Origin of the sequence: Mesorhizobium sp. M1252 (genome assembly GCF_040318265.1) — a bacterium.
GTDB lineage: Bacteria > Pseudomonadota > Alphaproteobacteria > Rhizobiales > Rhizobiaceae > Mesorhizobium.
Genome location: NZ_JAMYLX010000007.1, coordinates 200,863 through 223,628, shown reverse-complemented (window position 1 = coordinate 223,628; position 22,766 = coordinate 200,863). Strand labels below are relative to the sequence as shown.

The 22,766-nt window shown below is 63.1% G+C and carries 29 protein-coding genes; 15 read left to right on the top strand and 14 right to left on the bottom strand.

Annotated elements, in window-relative coordinates:
• Positions 1-14: 14 nt before the first annotated feature.
• Positions 15-920, bottom strand: a complete 906-nt coding sequence (locus NKH22_RS16600) for a hypothetical protein (RefSeq protein WP_155921661.1) — start codon at positions 918-920, stop codon at positions 15-17.
• 178 nt (positions 921-1,098) lie between these two features.
• Between NKH22_RS16600 and NKH22_RS16595 the strand changes: the two genes are divergently transcribed.
• From NKH22_RS16595 to NKH22_RS16585, 3 genes are all read left to right on the top strand, one after another.
• On the top strand, positions 1,099-1,716 hold the full coding sequence (locus NKH22_RS16595) for a LysE family translocator (protein WP_023822358.1): 618 nt from the start codon (positions 1,099-1,101) through the stop codon (positions 1,714-1,716).
• A gap of 179 nt (positions 1,717-1,895) precedes the next feature.
• Positions 1,896-2,870, top strand: a complete 975-nt coding sequence (gene cysK, locus NKH22_RS16590) for a cysteine synthase A (RefSeq protein WP_023672045.1) — start codon at positions 1,896-1,898, stop codon at positions 2,868-2,870.
• 200 nt (positions 2,871-3,070) lie between these two features.
• A complete protein-coding gene (locus NKH22_RS16585) occupies positions 3,071-3,697 on the top strand; it encodes a glutathione S-transferase family protein (protein ID WP_023822359.1) in 627 nt (208 codons plus the stop codon).
• Between the two features lie 9 nt (positions 3,698-3,706).
• Here NKH22_RS16585 and NKH22_RS16580 read toward each other — a convergent pair whose 3' ends face one another.
• Positions 3,707-4,951 carry an RNA polymerase sigma factor gene (locus NKH22_RS16580; protein ID WP_352535221.1) on the bottom strand — a complete coding sequence of 415 codons (1,245 nt, stop codon included), beginning with the start codon at positions 4,949-4,951 and terminating at the stop codon, positions 3,707-3,709.
• Positions 4,952-4,958: 7 nt separating this feature from the next.
• The gene (locus NKH22_RS16575) at positions 4,959-5,327 is read right to left on the bottom strand and encodes a YciI family protein (protein ID WP_023681239.1); all 369 of its coding nucleotides are present in this window, start codon (positions 5,325-5,327) and stop codon (positions 4,959-4,961) included.
• Between the two features lie 235 nt (positions 5,328-5,562).
• Between NKH22_RS16575 and NKH22_RS16570 the strand changes: the two genes are divergently transcribed.
• Positions 5,563-6,024 carry a RidA family protein gene (locus NKH22_RS16570; RefSeq protein ID WP_023687546.1) on the top strand — a complete coding sequence of 154 codons (462 nt, stop codon included), beginning with the start codon at positions 5,563-5,565 and terminating at the stop codon, positions 6,022-6,024.
• On the opposite strand, the gene NKH22_RS16565 is transcribed toward NKH22_RS16570, so the two are convergent.
• The 3 genes from NKH22_RS16565 to NKH22_RS16555 form a co-directional block, all read right to left on the bottom strand.
• The gene (locus tag NKH22_RS16565) at positions 5,987-6,241 is read right to left on the bottom strand and encodes a hypothetical protein (protein ID WP_023749321.1); all 255 of its coding nucleotides are present in this window, start codon (positions 6,239-6,241) and stop codon (positions 5,987-5,989) included. The two genes, NKH22_RS16570 and NKH22_RS16565, sit on opposite strands and share 38 nt — an antisense overlap.
• 61 nt (positions 6,242-6,302) lie before the next feature.
• Positions 6,303-6,728, bottom strand: coding sequence for a thiol-disulfide oxidoreductase DCC family protein (locus NKH22_RS16560; protein WP_031198306.1), 426 nt, complete (start codon positions 6,726-6,728; stop codon positions 6,303-6,305).
• 179 nt (positions 6,729-6,907) lie between these two features.
• Positions 6,908-7,057 carry a hypothetical protein gene (locus tag NKH22_RS16555; RefSeq protein WP_196813601.1) on the bottom strand — a complete coding sequence of 50 codons (150 nt, stop codon included), beginning with the start codon at positions 7,055-7,057 and terminating at the stop codon, positions 6,908-6,910.
• A 345-nt stretch (positions 7,058-7,402) separates the two neighbouring features.
• Here NKH22_RS16555 and ku point away from each other — a divergent pair, with 345 nt between their 5' ends.
• Both ku and ligD read left to right on the top strand, forming a co-directional pair.
• The gene (gene ku, locus NKH22_RS16550; protein WP_023672038.1) at positions 7,403-8,269 is read left to right on the top strand and encodes a non-homologous end joining protein Ku; all 867 of its coding nucleotides are present in this window, start codon (positions 7,403-7,405) and stop codon (positions 8,267-8,269) included.
• A gap of 11 nt (positions 8,270-8,280) precedes the next feature.
• Positions 8,281-10,791 (top strand): DNA ligase D, encoded by a 2,511-nt coding sequence (ligD, locus tag NKH22_RS16545; RefSeq protein WP_352910132.1) that lies wholly within the window; start codon positions 8,281-8,283, stop codon positions 10,789-10,791.
• A gap of 217 nt (positions 10,792-11,008) precedes the next feature.
• Here the strand turns inward: ligD and NKH22_RS16540 are convergent, their stop codons facing one another.
• Positions 11,009-11,713, bottom strand: coding sequence for an ArsR/SmtB family transcription factor (locus tag NKH22_RS16540; RefSeq protein ID WP_023825847.1), 705 nt, complete (start codon positions 11,711-11,713; stop codon positions 11,009-11,011).
• Positions 11,714-11,782: 69 nt separating this feature from the next.
• On the opposite strand from NKH22_RS16540, the gene NKH22_RS16535 reads away from it, so the two are divergent.
• From NKH22_RS16535 to NKH22_RS16525, 3 genes are all read left to right on the top strand, one after another.
• Positions 11,783-11,986 (top strand): DUF1127 domain-containing protein, encoded by a 204-nt coding sequence (locus NKH22_RS16535; RefSeq protein WP_023741364.1) that lies wholly within the window; start codon positions 11,783-11,785, stop codon positions 11,984-11,986.
• A gap of 85 nt (positions 11,987-12,071) precedes the next feature.
• Positions 12,072-12,428: an NIPSNAP family protein gene (locus NKH22_RS16530; protein WP_023673248.1), complete on the top strand. Its 357-nt coding sequence runs from the start codon at positions 12,072-12,074 to the stop codon at positions 12,426-12,428.
• Positions 12,425-12,769 (top strand): antibiotic biosynthesis monooxygenase family protein, encoded by a 345-nt coding sequence (locus NKH22_RS16525; RefSeq protein ID WP_023692960.1) that lies wholly within the window; start codon positions 12,425-12,427, stop codon positions 12,767-12,769. Before NKH22_RS16530 ends, NKH22_RS16525 begins: the two co-directional genes overlap by 4 nt.
• 160 nt (positions 12,770-12,929) lie before the next feature.
• On the opposite strand, the gene mbfA is transcribed toward NKH22_RS16525, so the two are convergent.
• Positions 12,930-13,913, bottom strand: coding sequence for an iron exporter MbfA (mbfA, locus tag NKH22_RS16520; protein WP_023681248.1), 984 nt, complete (start codon positions 13,911-13,913; stop codon positions 12,930-12,932).
• Between the two features lie 163 nt (positions 13,914-14,076).
• Between mbfA and NKH22_RS16515 the strand changes: the two genes are divergently transcribed.
• Positions 14,077-14,397, top strand: coding sequence for a hypothetical protein (locus NKH22_RS16515; protein ID WP_352910225.1), 321 nt, complete (start codon positions 14,077-14,079; stop codon positions 14,395-14,397).
• Between the two features lie 117 nt (positions 14,398-14,514).
• Here the strand turns inward: NKH22_RS16515 and NKH22_RS16510 are convergent, their stop codons facing one another.
• The 4 genes from NKH22_RS16510 to NKH22_RS16495 all read right to left on the bottom strand — a co-directional run bounded on the left by NKH22_RS16510 (position 14,515) and on the right by NKH22_RS16495 (position 16,678).
• Positions 14,515-14,886 (bottom strand): endonuclease domain-containing protein, encoded by a 372-nt coding sequence (locus NKH22_RS16510; RefSeq protein ID WP_023728763.1) that lies wholly within the window; start codon positions 14,884-14,886, stop codon positions 14,515-14,517.
• Positions 14,887-14,982: 96 nt separating this feature from the next.
• Positions 14,983-15,354 carry a hypothetical protein gene (locus NKH22_RS16505; RefSeq protein WP_023681251.1) on the bottom strand — a complete coding sequence of 124 codons (372 nt, stop codon included), beginning with the start codon at positions 15,352-15,354 and terminating at the stop codon, positions 14,983-14,985.
• Between the two features lie 318 nt (positions 15,355-15,672).
• A complete protein-coding gene (locus NKH22_RS16500; protein ID WP_352910126.1) occupies positions 15,673-16,020 on the bottom strand; it encodes a hypothetical protein in 348 nt (115 codons plus the stop codon).
• Between the two features lie 385 nt (positions 16,021-16,405).
• Positions 16,406-16,678 (bottom strand): hypothetical protein, encoded by a 273-nt coding sequence (locus tag NKH22_RS16495; protein WP_352910124.1) that lies wholly within the window; start codon positions 16,676-16,678, stop codon positions 16,406-16,408.
• A gap of 184 nt (positions 16,679-16,862) precedes the next feature.
• Here NKH22_RS16495 and NKH22_RS16490 point away from each other — a divergent pair, with 184 nt between their 5' ends.
• Both NKH22_RS16490 and NKH22_RS16485 read left to right on the top strand, forming a co-directional pair.
• Complete coding sequence (locus tag NKH22_RS16490; protein WP_155921606.1) at positions 16,863-17,567, top strand: DUF5343 domain-containing protein; 705 nt, start codon at positions 16,863-16,865, stop codon at positions 17,565-17,567.
• Positions 17,564-18,151, top strand: a complete 588-nt coding sequence (locus NKH22_RS16485) for a Swt1 family HEPN domain-containing protein (RefSeq protein ID WP_031198315.1) — start codon at positions 17,564-17,566, stop codon at positions 18,149-18,151. Before NKH22_RS16490 ends, NKH22_RS16485 begins: the two co-directional genes overlap by 4 nt.
• A gap of 143 nt (positions 18,152-18,294) precedes the next feature.
• Here NKH22_RS16485 and lepA read toward each other — a convergent pair whose 3' ends face one another.
• Positions 18,295-20,100 (bottom strand): translation elongation factor 4, encoded by a 1,806-nt coding sequence (gene lepA, locus NKH22_RS16480; RefSeq protein WP_352910122.1) that lies wholly within the window; start codon positions 20,098-20,100, stop codon positions 18,295-18,297.
• A gap of 139 nt (positions 20,101-20,239) precedes the next feature.
• Positions 20,240-20,611 carry an endonuclease domain-containing protein gene (locus NKH22_RS16475; protein WP_023681256.1) on the bottom strand — a complete coding sequence of 124 codons (372 nt, stop codon included), beginning with the start codon at positions 20,609-20,611 and terminating at the stop codon, positions 20,240-20,242.
• A 182-nt stretch (positions 20,612-20,793) separates the two neighbouring features.
• Between NKH22_RS16475 and NKH22_RS16470 the strand changes: the two genes are divergently transcribed.
• The 3 genes from NKH22_RS16470 to msrA all read left to right on the top strand — a co-directional run bounded on the left by NKH22_RS16470 (position 20,794) and on the right by msrA (position 22,696).
• Positions 20,794-21,495 (top strand): DUF1223 domain-containing protein, encoded by a 702-nt coding sequence (locus tag NKH22_RS16470; RefSeq protein ID WP_502908571.1) that lies wholly within the window; start codon positions 20,794-20,796, stop codon positions 21,493-21,495.
• A 79-nt stretch (positions 21,496-21,574) separates the two neighbouring features.
• Positions 21,575-21,859: a hypothetical protein gene (locus tag NKH22_RS16465; protein ID WP_023673262.1), complete on the top strand. Its 285-nt coding sequence runs from the start codon at positions 21,575-21,577 to the stop codon at positions 21,857-21,859.
• Between the two features lie 111 nt (positions 21,860-21,970).
• Entirely contained in the window at positions 21,971-22,696 is a 726-nt protein-coding gene (gene msrA, locus NKH22_RS16460) for a peptide-methionine (S)-S-oxide reductase MsrA (RefSeq protein WP_023703867.1), read from the top strand.
• Positions 22,697-22,766: the final 70 nt, after the last annotated feature.

Below are 22,766 nucleotides of genomic sequence, written 5' to 3'. Positions count from 1 at the left end.
AGCGCAATCCGGCCCTAATGCACGTCCCGATGGATCACCTTGGGATAGGTATGGATCACCTCGGCCGATGAGACGCGGTCATCGAAACCGGTATCCCTGAGATTGAAGAGGCCGACCGAGCCGAAGGACTTCTTCGCCCCTTGCGCGAAGCGGCCGTCGCTGAAATCGTGTTCGTAAAGCGTCACCGTGACGTGGCCGGCATTGAGCTTCGGCACGTAAACACTGCTGATGGTGTCGTTGGCGACGCCAAGCTGGTTGACGTTGAAGCGATAGAGGTCCTGCACCATGCGCCGGGCCGCATTGCCATTGATCATCCAGTATTCGCGGCGCGATGCGCGGTTCGGGTCGATGAGTTTGAGCGGCGCCTTGCGGCCAAGCCCGAGCCAGTGCTCGAACACCATCACATTGGCGCCCCACGGATAGGGATAGTTGGACTTGTCGATGATGCGTGGCGGGCCATCCTCGGCAATCTCGGCGGTATCGACATAGTCCAGCCATTGCAGCTGGAACGACGCTTCCACGTTGAGGTCGGTACTGCGCGGATCGGCAGCGATGATGCGCCAGTCGGAGACCGGCGGATATTTGGTGTCGAGGTCGATGTAGAATTCGCCTTTGGCGGTGTCGTCGGGGTCTATCTTTTGCGGTCCGTCACGCTCCATCGCCACCAGCCGCACCTTGAACCGGTTGTTGACGACCAGCGGATAGATCATCGGACGAATGGGGTGAGCGCCAAGGTTCCGGCTGTCGGTAAAATATCCAGTCTGCGGAACGACATCGCTATCGCCCTTGTCGAACAGGCCGAAAGCCTGACGCCCCTCGAACCACAGATACCATTCCAGCTCGTGGACGTGACCGCGTGCTTCGGAATAGTTGTTGGGCATCCACTTCATGAGCTGGATGTGAAGTCTTTTGGCTAACATGGGTGCTCCTGCCGTTCGGAGCCATGCGAGATAGCCGACCGCCTTCGGGGCGTAAGTGAACCATCTCTCGCTTTCAGACGAGGATGACCGGCTTTCATGTCCTGCTTGGCGCAATCGAATCCGTTTTGCCGTTGCAGGCTTTCATGGCACCAGAGTCGTTTCACGAGGTGCGGCCGTCATGACCCTCACCGGCTTCCTTGCCTATAGTGCTGCGCTGGGCATCGCCGCCGCCATTCCCGGGCCCGGCGTCACCGCGCTTGTGGCGCGGGCGCTCGGATCCGGCTTCCGCTCATCGCTGGCGATGTCGTTCGGCCTGATGCTCGGCGACCTCATTTATCTCACCGCGGTGGTGCTCGGCCTTGCCTTTGTCGCGCAAAGCTTCGGCATGGTGTTTCTCGCCATCAAATGGCTGGGCGTCTCCTATCTCGCCTTCCTCGGCTGGCGTTTCTGGACGGCCGGGATCACGCCCGAGACTGTCGAGGCCAGGAAAGGCAAGGGCGGCCTGGTATCGAACTTCCTTGCCGGCCTCACCGTCACGCTGGGCAACCCGAAAACGATGATCTTCTACCTCGCCATCACGCCGACCATCGTCGACCTGAAGACCATCACGCTCGCCGACTACGGCATCCTGGTCGCGCTCACCGTCATTGTGCTCTTCGTGGTGCTGGTGCCATATCTTGCGCTGGCCGCCAAGGCGCGCTGGTTCCTGAAATCGCCACGCGCGCTGAAGGCGCTGAACCGCACCGCCGCCGGCTTCATGGTGGGCGCGGCCGCTGCCATTGCCGCACGTCAGTAGATCGGTTCAGGCCCATCCATTCCGCCGATCGGTCCATCCGGAAAATGCGGCTTGAGGAGACAAGCGTTTTCAGCAAGCGGCCCACTCGATATTTTCGGCCGGCAGCCTATCTTGCGCGGGCGAAAGCCCTATTCTGTCCGCCGACGCCAATTGCCTGATCTGATTTGGGAGCGAAACCAATGAACAAGCCTTCCGCGCGCGTGCCCGGCCGCGGCCGTGTCTACAACTCGATCACCGAGACGATCGGCGACACGCCGCTGGTGCGGCTCGACAAGTTCGCCAAGGAGAAGGGCGTCGTTGCCAACCTTCTTGCCAAGCTCGAATTCTTCAATCCGATCGCCTCGGTCAAGGACCGCATCGGCGTTTCCATGATCGAGGCGCTGGAAGCGTCGGGTCGGATTAAACCTGGCAAGACGACGCTGATCGAGCCGACCTCGGGGAATACCGGCATCGCGCTCGCCTTCGCCGCCGCCGCCAAGGGCTACAAGCTGATCCTGACCATGCCCGAAACCATGTCGGTGGAGCGCCGCAAGATGCTGGCGCTGCTCGGCGCCGAACTGGTGCTGACGGAAGGGCCGAAAGGCATGAAGGGCGCCATCGCCAAGGCCGACGAATTGGCCGCCACCCTGCCTGACGCCGTCATCCCGCAGCAGTTCGAAAACCCGGCCAACCCGGAGATCCACCGCCGCACCACCGCCGAGGAGATCTGGAACGACACCGATGGCGGGGTCGACATCTTCGTCGCCGGCATCGGTACCGGCGGCACGATCACCGGCGTCGGCCAGGTGCTGAAGCAACGCAAGCCCTCGGTGCATGTCGTCGCCGTCGAGCCGGAGGCCTCGCCGGTGCTGTCGGGCGGCCAGCCCGGCCCGCACAAGATCCAGGGCATCGGCGCCGGCTTTGCGCCCAAGATCCTCGACACCTCGATCTATGACGAGATCGTCAAGGTCTCCAACGAGGATTCGGTCGCCAACGCCCGCCTCGTCGCCCGCCTTGAAGGCGTGCCGGTCGGCATCTCGTCGGGCGCTGCCCTGCAGGCCGCCATCGCCGTCGGGTCGCGGCCGGAGAACAAGGGCAAGAACCTGGTGGTGATCATCCCGTCCTTCGCCGAGCGCTATCTGTCGACGATCCTGTTCGACGGGCTGGGGGCTTAACGTCTTAACTGGATAGGCGGCGATCCTTCGCACCCCCCTCTGCCCTGCCGGGCATCGGGGGGTGCTGTCCCTCCGACATCGGAAGTCTCATGGCTGGACCGCAGAAAACCCGGCCGTGGCGTCCGCCACCGGCTTGAGCGGGAGGCGGCTTCAGGGTCAAATCGCCCCGGCCTGCTTCGCGCGGGCAGGGGGAGAATCACATGTACAAGCTTTACACGCGCCCAGGCAGCGGCGGTTTTGTCGTCGAGGCCGCATTGGCGCTGGCAAACGCGCAATTCGACCAGATCGATGTGCCCAAGAAGGATCCGCCGGACCAGGCCTTCCTCGACATCAGCCCGTTGAACCAGGTTCCGGTGCTGACCTTGCCCAACGGTCAATCGATAACCGAATCGGCGGCGATCTGCATCCTGCTTGCCGAGCGCCATCCGGAGGCGGGTCTGGCACCGGCCGCCGGATCGCCGGATCGCGCCGGTTTCCTGCGCTGGATGGCGTTCATGTCATCGGTGCTCTACCCCGCCATCCTGCGCCTCTACTATGCCCATCGCTACACCACCGATGCCGACGGCAAGAAAGCCGTCAAGCAGGCAGCCATTGCCGAGATGGACCGCGGCTTCGCCATTGTCGATGCAGCCCTCGAGGGGCGCGGCTGGCTGGTCGGCGACGCGATGTCGCTGGCCGACATCTACCTCGTCATGCTGGTGGCCTGGCACCCCGATATGGACAAGGCGCGAGCCGACTGGCCGAACATCGAACGCTTATGGTCGGCGCTGCGCGCGCATCCGCTGATAAAACGGCTCAACACCACGCATGAGATGTGGCCGGCCTGAACGGACGCTTCAATTTCGCAGGATCGCCCGTTTCGCCTGCAGGAAGCGGCGCACGGCGGGGTCGCGTTCAAGGCCGATCGCCCGGTCATAGGCTTCGACCGCTTGCGCCGCATTGCCGAGCCTGGCCAGCAGGCCGGCGCGAGCGGCCCAATAGGGCTGATAGTCGTTGAGCCGCTTGTCGTCGCCCAGCACGTAGAGCGCCGCCAGTCCTGCCGCCGCCCCTTCGGCCTCGGCAATCGCCACGGCGCGGTTGATCGAAATCACCGGCGAGCCTGATATCGCCGACAGCGCATCGTAGAAGTTACGGATCGCCGCCCAATCGGTTTGGCCGGTCCGTCGCCGCGTCGCATGCACCGATTGTACCGCCGCTTCGAGCTGGTAGCGGCCGATGACGCCCATGGTGGCGGCGTGGCCCAGCAGCGCCTCGGCTTCGTCGATCAGCGCGTGATCCCAAAGACGGCAATCCTGTTCGGCGAGCGGCACATAATCTCCAGCCGCATCGCGCCGCGCCGGGCGGCGCGCCTCGGCAAACAGCATCAGCGCCAGCAGGCCGAGCGCTTCCGGTTCGTCCGGCATCAGCGATGCCACCAGCCGCCCGAGCCAGATGCCTTCGGTCGCCAGATTGCGCGCTCTCGTCTCGGTCCCTGCCGGGTCGGTCCAGCCTTCGGCGAAAGCCGCGTAGATCGCTTCCAGCACCGTTCCCAGCCGCTCGCCGAGTTCGGCGCGATCCGGCACGCGGAACGGAATGCCGATCTCGCGGATGCGGCTCTTGGCACGCACCAGACGCTGGCCCATCGTCGCCGGCGAAACCAGGAAGGCCGAGGCGATCGTCGCCGCGTCGAAACCCAGAATGGTCTGCAGGATCAGCGGCGCCCGCACGCTGGCTTCGATCGCCGGATGCGCACAGGCAAACATCAGCCTGAGACGTTCGTCGGGAAGGTCTTCGTCTTCCATGCTCGCCTCCATCTCCTCGGCCATCAGCTTGAGATGGTCGCGGCTCGCCTCGCTGGTCAGCCGACGGCGCACCGCGTCGACGCGCCGCCGGCGCGCCACGGCCAGCAGCCATGCTTCCGGCTTGTCGGGCACGCCGGTCTGTGGCCAGCGCTCCAGCGCCGCGGCGAAGGCCTCGGCCAGCGCGTCCTCGGCGCCGGCCACGTCGCGGGTGCGCGCCGCTAGCCAGGCGACCAGCTTGCCGTAACTCTGCCGGGCGGCCGCTTCGGCCGCCGCCCGCGCGATCTCCGGGCGATTGTCCATCACGGTGTCATTTCTTGGGCATGTAGTCGGCCATTTCCCAGATCGGCCGCAACTCGACCGTGCCGGCGCTCGCCGCCGGACAGCGCGCCGCCCAGTCGATGGCGGTATCGATATCGGCCGCCTCGATCATGTAGAAGCCGGCAAGCTGCTCCTTGGTGTCGGCATAGGGGCCGTCGATCACGTTGGTCTTGCCGTCTGTGATCCGCACCGAGGTGGTCGCCTGGGTCGGGCGCAACCGTTCGCCGGCGAGCCATGCGCCGGATTTCTTCAACGCTTCGGTATAGGCGGCATATGCTGCGCTCATCTGCTGAGCCTTCTCGATTGGCGTGTTCGCCTGCGCGGCTTCGTCGCTGTTGATCAAAAGCATGTATCGCATGGGTCTTCTCCCGTGGTTTCGAAGGCCGCGTCCTAGCGGGGCCAGACGTATGTCGCGCGGCGGCGGCCGATTTCGACGGGCTTCAGAAAAAACTTTCGCCTCCGCCAGGAGATTTCGCAAGGACCAGATGTTCCTCCGTCTGCTGGCGGATGACCGGCAGCGGACTGGCCGTGGCTCCGCACAGCACTATCCTCTGTCGTTGGCGGGCACGTCACACGAGGCATGGGAGAAGAGAATGGAACTCGTGACCCACAAGAAATTCAAGAACGGCCGGTTGATGCCATGGGGCAAAGGCACGGTCGTCAGCGGTGCGAAAGGCACCGTCTATCTCTGCGGCAACACCGCGACATCGGCTGACTACGATCCGGCCGGCAAGAAGGGTGGCGGCTTCGCCGGCGATGCCGCCGCGCAGTGGCGGGAAGTTCTCGGCAACATCAAATCGGATCTGGAAGAACTTGGCAGCGGGCTCGACCATCTCATCAGGCTGACCTTTTTCGTCAAAGGGCCATTTCCCGACGGCGGCGTCCTCAGCTCGCCTAATTTTCGTCTCGACGTGCTGGACGCGTTTTTCGCCGAGCATTGTCCGAAGCATTGTAGCGACAACAATCCGCCGCCTTCGGAGGTAATCGGCGTCGCAGCGCTTGCCCAGGCAGACATCGTCATCGAGATCGTCGCCGTCGCGGCGCTGCCGGACTGAGGCGCGAACGAACAGGCCGGCCTTGCGCGAGGTCGCCGTTGCGATCGAAGCGCGCCGGCACGAGCTGCGCCGCCGCGCCGGTGCGGGCGTTGCACAAGGCCTCGGCTCTGGCCAGTGAGCGCCCGGCGACGAGCAGGATCAGGCGTGGCTCGCTCTCCAGCAATTGCACGATGCGGCCGCCGAAAATGCCATAGCCGCCAACGACCAGAAGCCTCATCGCGCCGCTCTTTTTGCGTATGTCGTTCCCGGAACCGAGGTCACTTTTGGGTGACATGCGATTAGCCGATCACGCGCGCACGTATCGCGGCGGACAGGATCTCGCAACTGTCCTTGCGGCCGAACATGGCGTAGCGGTTTTTGGCGATGCGTTCGTAGAGCCAGTCACGCAAGGGGCGCGGGATGAGCAGCAGGGCCTTCGCCGCCCGCCACGGCCAGCCGAGTTCGGCCATCACCGCGATGAAACTGTCCAGCCGGATGAAGGGAGCGCCGCCGACAAGGACCAGATTGGTCTCGTAGCTGTCGGTGCGCAGCCCGTATCTCTGGAACAGCGCCTCGCCGAAGGGCGACTGCGCCGTGGCGAAGCGGAAGCGGTTTTTGCGGTCGAGCCCGACCACCGTGCGTACGAAGCCCGAGCACAGCACGCAGACGCCGTCGAAAACGATCAATGGCTGGCTGGCATCGAAGGGTTCAGGAGAAGAAGTCACGGGACGTCCGGCAGCTTGTGTCTTCAGACACTAAGCCCGCCGGCAGCGGGATCAAAGTCGCGGCGTTGTCGCACGGCTTCTCGCGGCCAGCGCGGGGCGCTCGGCGCGATAGGTGGTTGCGCGGGGATCGGCCTCCGGTCTGCAGATCCGGCTGTCGTGACGCGTTTCGAATGTCATGATCAATGCGCGCCGAGCGAGCTGCCGCGACGGGCGCAGGCCGGACCCGGGCCGCGCATGTAGTAGCGCTCCGGCCGATAGGTCGGCGCGATGAACTCGCGGATGGCGGCGGCATAGCCGGCGATGTGGCCCCAGAATTTCATTTTACTCAAGTCCCTGTCCCGATTTTCGGATGTCCCGTCCGATTGCGGGGATCATAGTGTCGAGGCGTGAATAGTCGGTGAACACGATGTTAATCTTTGGTCGAAAACCCCATGCTTCGTGGCCGGAATGCGGCTGTTTGGGGGTCTTTCGGTGTGGTTCGTCGCCATTTCCGGCATTGTGACTTTTGCACCACATATGTTTCGTCTGGATGTCGCTTGGGCGCGGTTCTGTTTCAGATTTGGCGAGCCTCTCGAAATTTCCATGCTCGCTGCCGAAATGCCCCTGGTTGCGCGCCCGGAACCGGAACGGGCCTTGCCCGTTCTCGCTTGAACCGCATCGCGCAGGAGTTCGCCATGGCACCTCGCCCCGCCTGGAAGGGCTATCTGAAACTGTCGCTGGTCACCTGCGCTGTCGAACTGACCAACGTCGTCACCCACGCCGAAAAAGTTTCGTTCCGGGTGCTCAACCGCAAGACCGGCAACACGGTCAAGCGCATCTATGTCGATTCTGAAACCGGCAAGCCGCTGGGCGATGGCGACGAGATCAGGGGCTATGAGGTGAGCCCCGGTGAGTTCGTCTATGTCGAGGACGAAGAGATCGAAGCGGTGCAGATCGAGTCCTCGCACACGATGGCGCTGGACGGCTTCGTCGACAAAGCCTCGATAGAGCAGATCTATCTCGACACGCCCTATTATGTCACGCCCGCCGACAAGGTGTCGGAGGAGGCCTTTGCCGTCATTCGCGATGCCATGGCGGACAAGAAGATGGCCGGGCTGGCGCGCGTCGTGCTCTATAGCCGCGAGCGGCCCGTGGTGATCGAGCCGCGCGGCAAAGGCATGGTGCTGACCACCTTGCGCTACGGCAACACGGTGCGGGAGCCGGAGAGCATCTTCGGCGACATCAAGGCGGTGAAGACCGACCAGGAGATGACCGATATGGCCGAACGCATCATCGACAAGAAGAAGGGGAAGTTCGATCCGTCGACATTCGAGGACAAGTATGAGGACGCGCTGCTCGAACTGATCCGCGCCAAGAAGGCCGGAAAGAAGGCTCCGAAAGCGCAGGCCGCGCCCAAGCCGTCCAATGTCGTCAATCTGTTCGACGCGCTGAAGAAGAGCCTGTCCGATGGCGGCCAGGCGGAAGGCCCGGCGAAGAAGGCCAAGCCGGCGGCAAAAAGCGGCAAGGCGAAAGCTTCTGCGCCCAAGCGCAAGTCGGCTTGAGGGTCGGCGCCGTGGCCAGCCTCGAACAATATCAGTCCAAACGCGATTTCAAGAAGACGGCCGAGCCGGCGGGCAAGGTCGCGCGCGGCAAGCAGCCCGGCGGCATCTTCGTCGTCCAGAAGCACGACGCGACCAGGCTGCACTATGATTTCCGCCTCGAGCATGAGGGCGTGTTGTGGAGCTGGGCGGTGACGCGGGGCCCGAGCCTCGACCCGCACGAGAAGCGGCTGGCCGTGCATGTCGAGGACCACCCGATCGACTATGCCGGCTTCGAGGGCACCATTCCCAAGGGCGAGTATGGCGGCGGCACCGTCATCGTCTGGGACGAAGGCACATGGACGCCGGAGATCGACCCGGCCAAGGCGATGAAGAAGGGCCATATCGACTTCGAACTCAACGGCCAGAAGCTGAATGGGCGGTGGCATCTGGTCAGGTTAAGACCCCGCCCGGGCGAAAAGCGCGACAACTGGCTGCTGATCAAATCCGACGATGCCGCCGCCCGCCCCGGCGAGGATATCCTGAAGGACGCACCGAAATCGGTGAAGTCCGGCCTAACCATCGAAGAGGTCGCGGAAGGCAAGACCGCCGACGGCAAGAAGCCGAAGGTCTGGCACTCCAACAAGCCTGCGGCATCCAGCAAGGCGAAAGCCGGCAAGCGCCTCGACTTCGTCGAGCCGCAGCTGGCGACGCTGGAGCGCGAGGCGCCGCCCGGCGAGGACTGGCTGCATGAGGTGAAGTTCGACGGGTACCGCATGCAGGCGCAGATCGCCGGCACAGAGGTGCGGCTGCTGACCCGCACCGGCCTCGACTGGACGGAGAAATTCGGCCCCGAGATCGTCGCGGAACTCGCCCAGCTGAAATGCAGCGACGCCATCATCGACGGCGAGATCGTCGTGCTCGCCGACAGCGGCGTTTCGTCTTTCTCGCTGCTGCAGCAGGATCTCTCCGCCAATCGAACCGACCGCTTCACCTACTATGTGTTCGACCTGATGCGGCTTGACGGCAATGATTTGCGCCGCGAGCCGCTGGTCGAGCGCAAGCAGGCGCTGCAGGAGCTGCTCGGCGAGACGGCCGAAAATGCCGCCGTCCGCTTCAGCGACCATTTCGCCGAGCCCGGCAAGATCATGCTGCAGCACGCCTGCCGCATGGGCCTCGAAGGCATCGTCTCCAAGCGCGCCGATGCGCCCTACCGCAGCGGCCGTGGCCCAGGCTGGGTGAAATCGAAATGCACGGCCCGCCAGGAATTCGTCATCGGCGGGTATCTGCCCTCGGACAAGACCGGCCGCGGCCTGCGTTCGCTGCTGGTCGGCTACCACGAGGGCGGCAAGCTCCACTACGCCGGCCGCGTCGGCACGGGCTTCACAGCCAGGAGCGCCACCGATTTGAAGAAAAAACTCGATGCTCTGAAGGCAGACGCCTCGCCCTTTGCCGCCGCGGTTCCGAAGGGGAAGGGCCTGGTCTGGGTCAGGCCCGAACTTGTCGGCGAAGTGGAGTTCCGCAGCTGGACGTCGGACCGTATAATACGCCACGCGTCGTTCCAGGGACTGCGCGAGGACAAGCCGGCGGAGGAAGTCGTGCAGGAAAAGCCATCGAAGGCGGCGAACAAGGCAAGGCCCGCGGCAAGCGGCGCCGGCAAGGCCGCCGGGGCTAAGGCGCCCGCGACGATCACGACCAGGGTAAAACTATCCCATCCCGACAAGCTGCTGTGGCCCGAGGAAAAAATATCCAAACAGGCTTTGCTCGAACACTACGCGCTGGTCTGGCCGCGCATGGAGCAGTTCGTCGTCAACCGGCCGCTCAGCCTGGTCAGGGCGCCGGATGGCATCGGCGGCCCGCGCTTCTTCCAGAAACATGCTTCGGCCGGCATGAGCGACAAGATTGCCCGGATGAAGGACCCGACCGATGGCGAGGAAATCCTGTTCATCCGCGATTTCGACGGCCTTGCCGCTCTGGTCCAGTATGGCGTGGTCGAGGTCCACATCTGGGGCTGCAAGATCGACGCGCTGGAAAAGCCGGATCAGATCATCTTCGATCTCGATCCCGATGAAGGCGTCGACGTCAAGGCGGTGCGCGAGGCCGCGCTCGACATCAGGGGCAAGCTTGACGATCTGTCGCTGCCGAACTTCGTCAAGCCGTCAGGCGGCAAGGGCTATCACGTGCTGGTGCCGCTGAAGCCGTCGGCGGATTGGGAGGCGGTCAAAACCTTCTCGCATGATTTCGCCAAGGCGCTGGAGCAGGCCGCGCCCGACCGCTACACGGCGACGCTGTCGAAAAAGGCGCGCACCGGAAAAATCTTCGTCGACTATCTGCGCAATGGCAGGGGCTCGACCACCGTCGCGCCCTACTCTTCCCGCGCCAAGAAGGGCGCGACGGTCTCGGTACCGGTGACGTGGGCGGAGGTTGAGAAGGGGCTAGCGCCGAATTCCTTCCCGATCGGCGACAAGACGACGCTGAAGGAATTGGAGAAGGCCGATCCGTGGGCGGATTTCTTCGAGCAGGCGAAGGTGCTGAAGCGGGGGTGAGCGTCGCGCGCCTCACCTGCTACGCAAGCGTTCCGTCACACCCCCCTCTGTCCTCAAGGGGGGAGATTGGCAGCTTCGAGGCGCAGCTCACCTTTACGATGTTCGAGATTGGCGAAAGCTGTTGAGCGCGTAATCTCCCCCCTTGAGGGGGAGATGGCCGGCAGGCCAGAGGGGGGTGCTGTCCCGCCAGCGTCGCCCAATTAGCGCTGCCGAACCTCTACGCCAAAAACACCCGCTCGAACGCCTGCTTCCCCGGCGGTGAAAACACCACCGCGCGGCTGTCCTTCTCCCGCCTTGCCCATTTCTCCGCCAGGATCTTGTCCAGAATAGCCGCGCCCAGCGTTCCCGCAAGGTGCGAGCGGCGCACGCTCCAGTCGAGGCAGGCGCGGCAGACCGGCCGGCGCGGCTTGGCGCCGACGTCGATGCCGATGGCCGAAAAATGCGAGGCTGCTGCTGGCCCCAGCCGGATCTCCCCCGGCCGGATCTCCCCGAGCCTGATCTCATTGTCGTCGCGCAACAGGATGCCGCGCGCGACGAGCCGGTCGAGCATCGCCACCGCTTGTTCGCCGGCGAGGTGGTCGTAGCAGACGCGGGCCACGCGCATGGCGCCGTCGCGCGGGCCGGGCCGGGCCCGCTTGGGGCCGACCGCTTCGGCCACCCCGGTGATCGCCTCGATCATGCCGGCAACCTGCGGCCCGGCGAGGCCGTAATAGCGATGCCGTCCCTGGCTGGCCAAAGTTAAAAGCCCGCCCTCCATCAGTTTCGACAGATGCGAGGACGCCGTCGGCAGCGAGACGCCGGCCTCCAGCGCCAGTTCGCTCGCCGTCAAAGCCGTGCCGCCCATCAGCGCATTCAGCATGTTTGCCCGCGCCGGATCGCCGACCAGGCTGGCGATGCGGGCAATGTCGGGTCCTTCACGCATAGTTAGGCCTCCATCGAAGCATTCTCGTCAGATAAGCATTATTGTCGGGCGGGATCAAGGAGAACGCCGATGCCAACCGCTTCCGCCCCACTCGCCAGCCGCCGGCCGTTCCCGTTCGTCACCTGGCTGCAACGGCGGCTTCTCGCCCGCTGGTACGACCGCCATCTGCAGCGGCTAGACCTCGCAGAGGTTGACGACCATCTGCTGCGCGATCTCGGCCTGACCCGTGAGGATGTGCGCCGCGAATGCGCAAAATCCTTCTGGCAGGCCTGACCGCCAGCACGTTTGCCTAGCAGACCCGGCAGCACAACGTTTCGAAGCCGCTCGAACTATCCACGCAGAAAACCCGGAGATCACGATGACCATCACCTGCTTCATCCGCTATGAGATCGACCCGTTCGGCAAGCCGGCCTTCGAGCAATATGCCAAGGCCTGGGGCCAGGCGATCCCGCGCTGCGGCGCCGATCTGATCGGCTACTACGCCCCGCATGAGGGCTCGGCCACCACGGCCTACGCCGCCTACAACATCGACAGCCTCGCTGCCTACGAGGCCTACCGCGCTCGTCTGGCCGCCGATCCGGCGGGCAAGGCCAATTACGAATTCGCCCGCCGCGAAAAGTTCATCTTGAAAGAGGACCGCATCTTCCTGAAGCTGGTGTCGGGGCCGCATGGACCGCGGCAGCTGTTCCAGACCGCGGTCAAGGAGGAGATATGATCGCTGTCATCTTCGAGGTGCAACCGGCTGAGGGAAAGCGCGATGCCTATCTCGGCATCGCTGCCGAACTGCGGCCGCTGCTCGACGGCATAGACGGTTTCATCTCGATCGAGCGCTTCCAGAGCCTGGGCGATCCCAACCGGGTCCTGTCACTGTCCTTCTGGCGCGATGAGGAAGCGGTGAAAGCCTGGCGCAACACGGAAGAGCACCGGCAGGCGCAGCATGCGGGCCGCGGCGGAATATTTGCCGGCTATCGGTTGCGGATTGCGCATGTGGTGCGGGATTACGGGCTGACGGAGAGGGACGAGGCGCCAGAGGATAGCAGGGCGGTGAATGGGTGACTAGGTATCGGCGTCGCGCCAGGCCCCCTCATCCGGCCGCTTCGCGGCCACCTTCTCCCCGCTGGCGAGAAGAGACTGGCGCAGGCGTCGAAAACCTCCTCTCCCCTCGGGGAGAGGTCAGCCGAGCGAAGCGGAGGCTGGGTGAGGGGGCGCTTGGCGCTCACGCATTCCCGATCAGCACCCCGGCCGCAAACACCAGCGCCCCGCCCAGGACCACCTGAAACGCTGCGCGCAGGAAGGGCGTCTGCATGTAGCGGTTCTGCACGAAGGCGATCGCCCACAATTCGAAGAACACCACGACGGCCGCCACCGCCGTCGCCGTCCAGAAATGCGGGATGATGTAAGGCAGCGCGTGGCCCAGCCCGCCCAGCGTCGTCATGATGCCGACGGTCAGTCCGCGCTTGATCGGCGAGCCACGCCCTGACAGCTTGCCATCGTCGGAAGCGACCTCCGTAAAACCCATCGAGATGCCGGCGCCGATCGAGGCGGCAAGGCCGACCAGCAGCGTTTGCCAGGTGTCGTGCGTGGCAAAGGCGGCGGCAAAGATCGGCGCCAGCGTCGACACCGAGCCGTCCATCAGCCCGGCAAGCCCGGGCTGCACATAGGTCAGGATGAACTGGCGCTGCTCGGCGCTGGCTTCCTCGTCCTTCACCTCGCCCGGCACGAGTTTCTGTTCCAGCCGATGCGCCGAATTCTCATGGCTTTGCTCGGCCGCGGCCAGGTCGCCGAGTAGTTTCCGCGTCGAAGCATCGCCGGTGCGCTTGGCCGCCTCGACATAGAAGCGATAGGCCTGCCGCTCCATCTCTTCGGCTTGGCGCCGCACATGCTCGATGCCGAGCGGCCGCACCAGCCAGTCGGGCTTGCGCTCGTAATAGCCTTTCACGTGCTCGCGGCGCAGCAGCGGAATGCGCTCGCCGAAACGCTTGCGGTAGAGCTCGATCAGGGAATCACGATGGCCGTCCTCCTCCTCCGCCATCGCCTCGAACACTTTCGCCGATTGCGGAAAACTGTCCGCCAGCCCGTCGGCATAGGCGCGGTAGATGCGCCCGTCATCCTCTTCGGATGAAATTGCCAGGGCCAGGATCTCCTGTTCCGACAGCGTTTCGAAAGGACGGCGGCCGAAACCGAAGACACGGGAAAGCATGAGAAATTCACCCCAGTTTAGAACAATTCTAAACTAGGCGCTGCAGTCTCCGCGGTCAATCACCAGTCAAGAAATGTTGAAGCGCCGGATTGCCACGCGCCCTTCATTATCGGCAAATGTCCACCTATATTGTCGCGACACGCAAGCGAAAGGCATGAGCAAGATGACGGCAAAGCCGCACGACCACTTCGATCCGAAACCCGTCCTCGATCTTATCGCCAGCATCGAGGCCGATTTGCAGCGGCTGAAAGGCCTGGTCGAACAGCAGGTCGAAAAATTCAATCCCGCCAATCCGCACAACAAGGCGCCCGACGGCAAGCTAACCGAGGAGGGCGTCGAATGCTGCTATCGCCTGTTCGACGAAGGCAAGTCGCGCTACTCGGTCGCCCAGCAGATGAAGATCTCGTTTGCCGCCGCGACGCACCGGTTCAACTCCTGGCGCAAGGCGGGCGGCCCGAAGCGGCAGAGGGCGTTGCTGGGATAATTGGCGAAAGCCAAGGCGAAACCCGATCTCCCCCCTCGTGGGGGAGATGGCCGGCAGGCCAGAGGGGGGCGCTGTCCCGCCGACCTTTCCCTGCCTAAAGCCCAGCACCGGCACGGTTCAGGATGCGCCTCCAAGCCCAGCCGCAATCACAATATGCTGGCAGACATTGTCGACGTCGCGGATGACGTCGTCATTCCAGAACCGAAGGACGGTCCAGCCATCTTGTCCGAGGTGCGATGTCCGCGTTTCATCCCCGGCAGCCGCGCCGCCGTCCGTATGCTGGGAGCCATCGACTTCGATGACCAGCTTCTTCTCCGGGCAAGCGAAATCGACGATGTAGGCGGCAATCGGAAATTGTCGCCGGAAGCCGAGCCCCATCAGCCGGTGGGCACGAAGTTCGTTCCAGAGCTTGAGTTCGGCTGGCGTCAGGACTTTGCGCATCGATCTGGCGTTTGCGCGATGTCGAGGCGATAGAGGCGTGTGCGGCATTACGATGCTCGGTGGTTGCCGAGGCTTGCGCTCTATGGCGCCCCCCTCTGTCCTGCCGGACATCTCCCCCACTTGGGGGGAGATTGGCTGTACTTCCTACGGCGTCAGTTCAATTTCCTCCGTCTCGCCGCCATTGCAGGTGTAGCAGCAATCCTCGCATCTTTCCTTGTTGTTGGGGCCGACGCCCCAATAGGTGCCCTCGTCGCCGTCGACCCAGGCGCCGTAGCAGATGGACTCGCCTTCGTCGCACGACACCGGGATCTGCTTGGTCTCGCCATCGTCGAGATAGAAATCCTTGTCGTTGCCCGGCCAGACATAGTCGCGGTCCTGGCTGTAGAGCTCGAGGCGCATGGCGTTGGGATGGCTGTTCTTGACGGCGAAGGTGATGTCGGCGGCGTGAGCGGCCGGCGCAAACAGCGCGGCAAGCGAGAGCGCGACGACGACGCGGCGCAGACAAGTGAAAGACATGGTGTTTCCCCCGAGGCAAATCGGCCCCCCGGCCGAGGGAACCAGCATCGCATGATGGCGGCTGACATTGAAGGGGAGCGGCTGACTGATTTTGGGGTGATTGGCGAAGGCGGCGGAGCGCTAATCTCCCCCCTCGTGGGGGAGATGCCTGGCAAGGCAGAGGGGGGCGCTGTCCCGCCGACCTCTCATTCCTGCAGCCGCGTCATTTCAATTTTAGGCTTGCTGATCCATACGCTGGCGATCCTTCGCGCCCCCCCTCTGTCCTGCCGGACATCTCCCCCACGAGGAGGGAGATCAGCAGCTTCGGCGCCCCGCCCCTCACTCAACCAGATCGATCGTCTCCGTCGTCTTCTCCACGCAGATGAAACAGCACGTATCACACGGCTGGTCATTATCCGGCCCGACACCGGCAGAGATATTATCCTGCCCATCCACCCAGGCGCCGTAGCAGATATTCTCGCCCGGATTGCACGAGATCGGCACCGACTTCTGCGAGCTCGGCTCGATCAAAAACACCTGGTCGCCGCCCGGCCACGACATCCTGCGGTCACGGCTGAACAGCTCCACCGCCACCGCCTGGCTGCGCAAGTTCTTGACGAAGAACGCCATATCGGCTGCATGCGCCGGGGTGGCGATGAGGAGGACGGCAAGGGTGAGGCGGAGCATGGCGGCGGGTTTCCGAATCGGAGACGCACGCTCGCATGGTCGGGGAAGAAGCGCCATCTTCCCTTCTCCCCCTGTGGGAGAAGGTGGCCTCGCGAAGCGAGGTCGGATGAGGGGTGTTCCAGGGAACGCAAGCGTCTCACTCCGCTGGAACACCCCTCATCCGGCTCGGCGCTATCGCGCCGATCCACCTTCCCCCACAAGGGGGGAAGGAAAAGTCAGCGCCCCACCTTCACATGCGGAGCCAGCCGCCGGATCGCGTCAATCACCTCGGCGACTTCAGCAACGTCCAGATCCAGCCGGCAAACGTCAGCACCAGGAACGGATAGCCGGCGGCGGGCAGCGGCGCCGAGGTGGGCAGCAAGGGCGCGCCCCACCATGCCCACCGTCACGACAAACAGGATGGCGCGCCGGTGAGCCGCATCCAGAGCGCAAAAGTGTTGGCCGCGCTGATCAGGACAAGCGCTGCCGCCCACAGCGAGATGCCGCCGACATAGGAGGGCACGCTGGCCTCCAGCCCCGCCGCATTGCCGGCGAGCAGCATGCTTTCGCCGGCAAGGAAGGTGAGGAACCCGGCAGCTATGCAGTCATTGCCCAGCCGCTGTCTGATGTGGTGCGCATGTGATGTTTCCCAAAGGCGCCTGGCAACGGGGGGTTCCAAGCGGCCATGATCCGGTGTCGGCGTGGCTACCCGCACGGTTGCGATGCGGTTGGCTCGATCCTGCAAATTCAGGAGGAGGCAGAGATACACATATTCGCGTGCGAAGCACTTGGTTGGCAATAGCTTGACATCGCGCACTTCAGGACGCGTATAGTTCCCTCAATATTGTTGGCGGGAGGATCAATTGGCAGAAAAGGCGAGCCCGGTAGAAGAAACAACAAAATCGGATCAAACGCCGGGTGAAAAGAAAGGGACTAGGCGCGAAATCCCAGGGAATCTTCCATACACCCCTACTCACGGTAGGCTAAGCGAGGCGCTAAAAGCCCTGATCGAGGCGGAGCGACCGCAGCAGTTCAACGAAAGTTTCTTGGACAGTGTACTGAAGATTCGAGGTGGTAGTGCTAGGGCAATCCCTCCAATCCTGAAGAGAATGGGGTTGTTGAGTTCTGACAACTCTCCAACTGACCTATACTCCAAGTTTAAGTCAGAATCAACGCGCTCGGAGGCAGCGCTCGCAGCACTTAAAAACGGATTTTCAGAAATTTTCAGAAGAAACGAGTATGCGCACAGGCTGCCGGACGATCGGATCAAAGAACTGATTATAGAGATAACGGGCCTACACAAGAGCGACCAGATCGTCAGTGCGATTTTCGGCACGTTCGGCGCCTTTAACGAATTCGCAAAAAGCGCCAAGGAAGCAAAGGCTCAAGATCCGGCAATTAATCAGTCGAGCAAAACGGATGGCGCCACTAAAGGCGACGTCAGAAGACAGAGCGACAACCACGAATTTAATCTCGTTACCACCATAAACGTCGTCCTTCCTGAGACAACGGACGTACAAGTATACAACGCGATTTTCCGGTCAATTAGAGAGAATTTGCTAAATTGAAAATAGAGCTTCAACATTTCTTACTAATGGGAGCTTCGCTACGATCGGCTGTAGACAATGCGCTTGCGGAGCAAGGCGTTAGGGGGCACGTAACCGCCATTGAGAAGTTTTCAGATGCTCTTATTAAGGGCTATATTTCGGTAGCGTCTTCCGAGAATCGACAACAGGCAGACCGCATGGCGTCATACTATAAATTGTTTTATTTGTTGGAAAACGAGATAAGAAGTTTCATTGTTGATCTGATAGAATCTAGTGATGAAACAGATTGGTGGCTAAGCAAGGTTCCTGAGAATGTTAGGCTGAACGCCGCGAAGAATTTGGAGCGAGAGCGCCGAGAGGGAATAATTCCGAGATCGGACCGAATGATCGATTACACTACGTTTGGCGAGCTTGGCGAAATTATAAAAGCGAACTGGGACGTATTCGGAGGGGTATTCTCTAGGCACGACAAAGTTGGTGTTGAAAAAGTGCTACAGCAACTCAACATGCTTCGAGGTCCAATCGCGCATTGCGGTGTTTTAGGTGAGGATGACGTTGTGAAGCTTAAGCTCGTTGTCCGCAATTGGTACCGCTTGATGGAATAGTGCTTCGCACGGGGCGTCCGACTAGGTCACCGCACTGCCGCACCCCCCCCGGGGTGGGACCCGCTGCCTTCGGCAGCTCCTACGCGGACTTGCGCTCGCACCGACCCACCGGGTCGACACGTGCGGCCAGAAGGCCGGACCGGTTAGTCTCCCATCTTCAGCGCCTGGATAAACGCCTCCTGCGGAATATCCACCTTGCCGAACTGCCGCATCCGCTTCTTGCCTTCTTTCTGCTTGTCCAGCAGCTTGCGCTTGCGGGACACGTCGCCGCCATAGCACTTCGCGGTCACGTCCTTGCGCAGGGCCGAGATGGTTTCGCGGGCGATGACCTTGCCGCCGATCGCGGCCTGGATCGGGATCTTGAAGAGGTGGTTCGGGATCAGCTCCTTGAGCTTCTCGCACATCTGGCGGCCGCGCTTTTCCGCCGCGGTGCGGTGGACCAGCATGGACAGCGCGTCGACCGGCTCCTCATTGACCAGGATCGACATCTTCACCAGGTCGCCTTCCTTATAGTCGGTGAGGTGATAGTCGAAGGAGGCGTAGCCCTTGGAGATCGATTTTAGGCGATCATAGAAGTCAAAAACCACTTCGTTGAGCGGCAGGTCGTAGATCAGCATGGCGCGCCTGCCGACATAGGACAGGTCGGCCTGGATGCCGCGCCGGTCCTGGCAGAGCTTCAATATGCCGCCGAGATAGTCGTCCGGCGTCAGAATCGTGGCGCGGATCCACGGCTCCTCGATGGCCGAGATCTTCACCACGTCGGGCATGTCGGCGGGGTTGTGCAGTTCCTTGACCGAGCCGTCATTGAGCAGCAGCCGGTAGACGACGCTCGGCGCGGTGGCGATCAGGTCGAGGTTGAACTCGCGCTCCAGCCGCTCCTGGATGATTTCGAGATGCAGCAGGCCAAGGAAGCCGCAGCGATAGCCGAAGCCGAGCGCGGCGCTGGTTTCCATTTCATAGGAGAAGCTGGCGTCGTTGAGGCGCAATTTGCCGACGGCGGCGCGCAGATCCTCGAAATCAGCGGCGTCGACCGGGAACAGGCCGCAAAACACCACCGGCTGCGCCGGCTTGAAGCCGGGCAGCGCGTGCGCCGTCTGGCGCTTGTCTTCGGTGATGGTGTCGCCGACGCGAGTGTCGGCCACTTCCTTGATCGAGCCGGTGAAGAAACCGAATTCGCCGGGGCCGAGCTCGTCGACATTGATGCGGGCCGGCGTGAACACGCCGGTGCGCTCGACCAGATGCTTTGCGCCGGTGCCCATCATGCGGATGGTCGCGCCCTTTTTCAGCACGCCGTCGATGATGCGCACCAGAACGATGACGCCGAGATAGGCGTCGTACCAGCTGTCGACCAGCATGGCCTTCAAGGGTGCTGACGCATTGCCTTCGCGCGGGGGCGGCAACTGGTGGACGATGGCTTCGAGCACATCGGGAATGCCGAGGCCGGTCTTGGCCGAGATCAGCACGGCGTTGGAGGCGTCGATGCCGATGACCTCCTCGACCTGCTCGCGGATGCGCTCGGGCTCGGCGGCCGGCAGGTCGACCTTGTTCAGCACCACGACGATCTCGTGGTTGTTGTCGATGGCCTGGTAGACATTGGCCAGCGTCTGCGCCTCGACGCCTTGGCTGGCGTCGACGACCAGCAGCGAACCCTCGCAGGCGGCGAGCGAGCGCGACACTTCATAGGCGAAGTCGACATGGCCGGGCGTGTCGATCAGGTTGAGGATATAGTCCTCGCCATTGTTGGCGCGGTATTTCAGCCGCACCGTCTGCGCCTTGATGGTGATGCCGCGCTCGCGCTCGATGTCCATCGAGTCCAGCACCTGCTCCTTCATGTCGCGCAGCTCCAGCCCGCCGGTGGACTGGATCAGCCGGTCGGCAAGCGTGGATTTGCCATGGTCGATATGGGCGACGATGGAGAAATTGCGGATGTGGTCGAGAGGCGTGCTCATGGCGCGCGCTTTAGCAGGGGCGGGTTGCAGGGGCAAGCGGGGTGGCGGTGCCCTTGCCTTCTCCCCTTGTGGGAGAAGGTGGATCGGCGCGCAGCGCCGAGACGGATGAGGGGTGTTCCAGCTTGACGCCGGCGTTCTTTCACCGCCATGGCTGCAAACTGACATCCCTTACATAAGCGATTATCGTGGTGCAGACGCTGTCCATGTCTTTCAGGACATCGTCGTTCCAAAAGCGCAACACACGAAAGCCTCTCGCCTCCAGTTCCGTTCTACGGGCCTGGTCTGACTCTGAGTCCGCATGCTGACTCCCATCGATCTCGATGATGAGGAGTGATTCAAGACAAGCGAAATCGGCGACGTATTTTCCAACAGGAACTTGGCGCCGAAATTTGATCCGATCGAGCCTGCGGTCACGTAGTTCGTGCCACAGTTTGTCTTCCGCCTCCGTCATTTCACGTCGGAGCGAACGGGCAAAGTTTCGTTTGGCAGGAGCGACGGGCTGATGTGGCATGACGTTAGATTAACCAACGTCTCACTCCGCTGGAACACCCCTCATCCGTCTCGGCGCTTCGCGCCGATCCACCTTCTCCCAGCAACGACGCGTCCGCCCCCAATCACGAAGCGGTGAACCATGTAACGAAGCCTCGGGCACCGACGAAGTGTGGGATGAACCCGCCGCAACGGAGACCCCCGATGACTGGATCCAACCCAAAACGCGCCGGCATGCTGGCTGCCGTAGGCGCGGCGCTGATGATGCTTGGCGGCACCGCCTTCGCCCAGCCGCTCACAGTGGTCGAATTGTTCACCAGCCAGGGCTGTTCGTCTTGCCCGCCGGCCAATGCCAATCTGATCAAGGTCAAGGACCAGCCGGGCGTTCTGGCGCTGTCGTTCAACGTCACCTACTGGGACTATCTCGGCTGGAAAGATATTTTCGGCCGCGAGGAATTTACCCAGCGCCAGGTGCGCTATGAGCCGTCGCTCGGCCGCTCCGGCCCGTTCACGCCGCAGGTCGTGGTCAATGGCGGTGCCGATGCGGTGGGTGCAGCGCCCGGCGAGATCGAGCAGCTGATTTCCGCGAGCGGTCATACGAACGGGCCGACGCTGTCGCTCGACGGCGGCAAGATCAGCATCGGCGCCGGTTCCGCGCCGGCCGGCCGCGCCGATGTCTGGCTGGTTCGCTACAACAAGGGCGTCGTCGAGGTGCCGGTGGCGCGCGGCGAGAACACCGGCCGCACGCTGCCGCATGCCAATGTCGTGCATTCGCTGGAGAAACTCGGCAGCTGGAGCGGCGACGCCACCACACTGCCGCTGCCGGCGGCAAGCGGCGGGCTGAGCACCGCGGTGCTGGTGCAGTCGCCGGGTGGTGGGCCGATCCTGGCTGCAGCCGCCGACTGATTCTTTTTCTACGCAACGCCGCTAGCGCGGCATAACCGGGCTCGCATCCGCGCGCCCTCTTCAAGGAGGAAATACCATCATGACCAAGACCCTGACCGCGCTCGCTTTTGCGCTTTCGATGACCGGCTTCGCCGCCGGCGCCCGTGCCGACGAAGCGACCAACGCCATGAAGCCGGCGATGGCCACCGAGGCGATGAAGCCCGTGACCGATGCCATGGCGCCGGCGACCGATGCCATGAAGCCCGCCGATCCGATGGCGACGAATGCAATGAAACCCGCCACCGACGCCATGAAACCGGCCGATGCCATGAAACCCGCAACGGATGCGATGAAGCCGGCGGACGCCATGGCGCCCGCGCAATAAGGCTTGCACCCATGGCCCGGCCGCACAGTGGCCGGGCCGGCGCACGGCAATTTGAGAAACCAGGCGGGACGTTCTGTCGTATAGTCTTCGCCACCATCAAGGAGATCAGACATGACCGGGATTGCAAGGACGAGAACGCCGATCTTCAAGAGCGCGCTTGCCGCGCTCATCGTCGCCGCCGCGGCGGCTGCCTTCTGGCAGAGCCCGGCGCGTTCGGCCGAGGACGCGGTGGTGATCCCGCCGCCGGCAGTGGACGAGAAGGCCGCCAGCGGCAGCGAGAAGGCTATCTTCGCCGGCGGCTGCTTCTGGGGCGTGCAGGGCGTGTTCCAGCACGTCAAGGGCGTGACCAAGGCCGTCTCCGGCTACACCGGCGGCGCCAAGGATGACGCCGTCTACGAAACGGTCGGCAGCGGCCGCACCGGCCACGCCGAATCGGTCGAGATCACCTACGATCCGTCCAAGGTGACCTACGGCCAGCTGCTGCAGGTCTATTTCTCGGTCGCCCACAACCCGACGCAGCTGAACTATCAAGGGCCGGACTCGGGCACCCAGTACCGCTCGACCATCTTTGCCGAGAATGGCGAGCAGCAGAAGATCGCCCAGAGCTACATCGCCCAGCTCGACCAGGCCAAGGTGTTTTCAAAACCCATCGTCACCACGCTGGAGACGGGCAAAACCTTCTATCCGGCCGAGGAATATCACCAGGACTTTCTGACGCTGAACCCGACCTACCCCTACATCGTCTACAACGATCTGCCCAAGGTGGCGAATTTGAAGGCGCTGTTCCCGGGGTTGTATAGCGAGAAGCCGGTGCTGGTGCTGGCGGGGAAGAGCTGAGCACCTAATCTCCCCCCTCGAGGGGGAGATGTCGCCGGAGGCGACAGAGGGGGTCGGTCCGACCGGACGC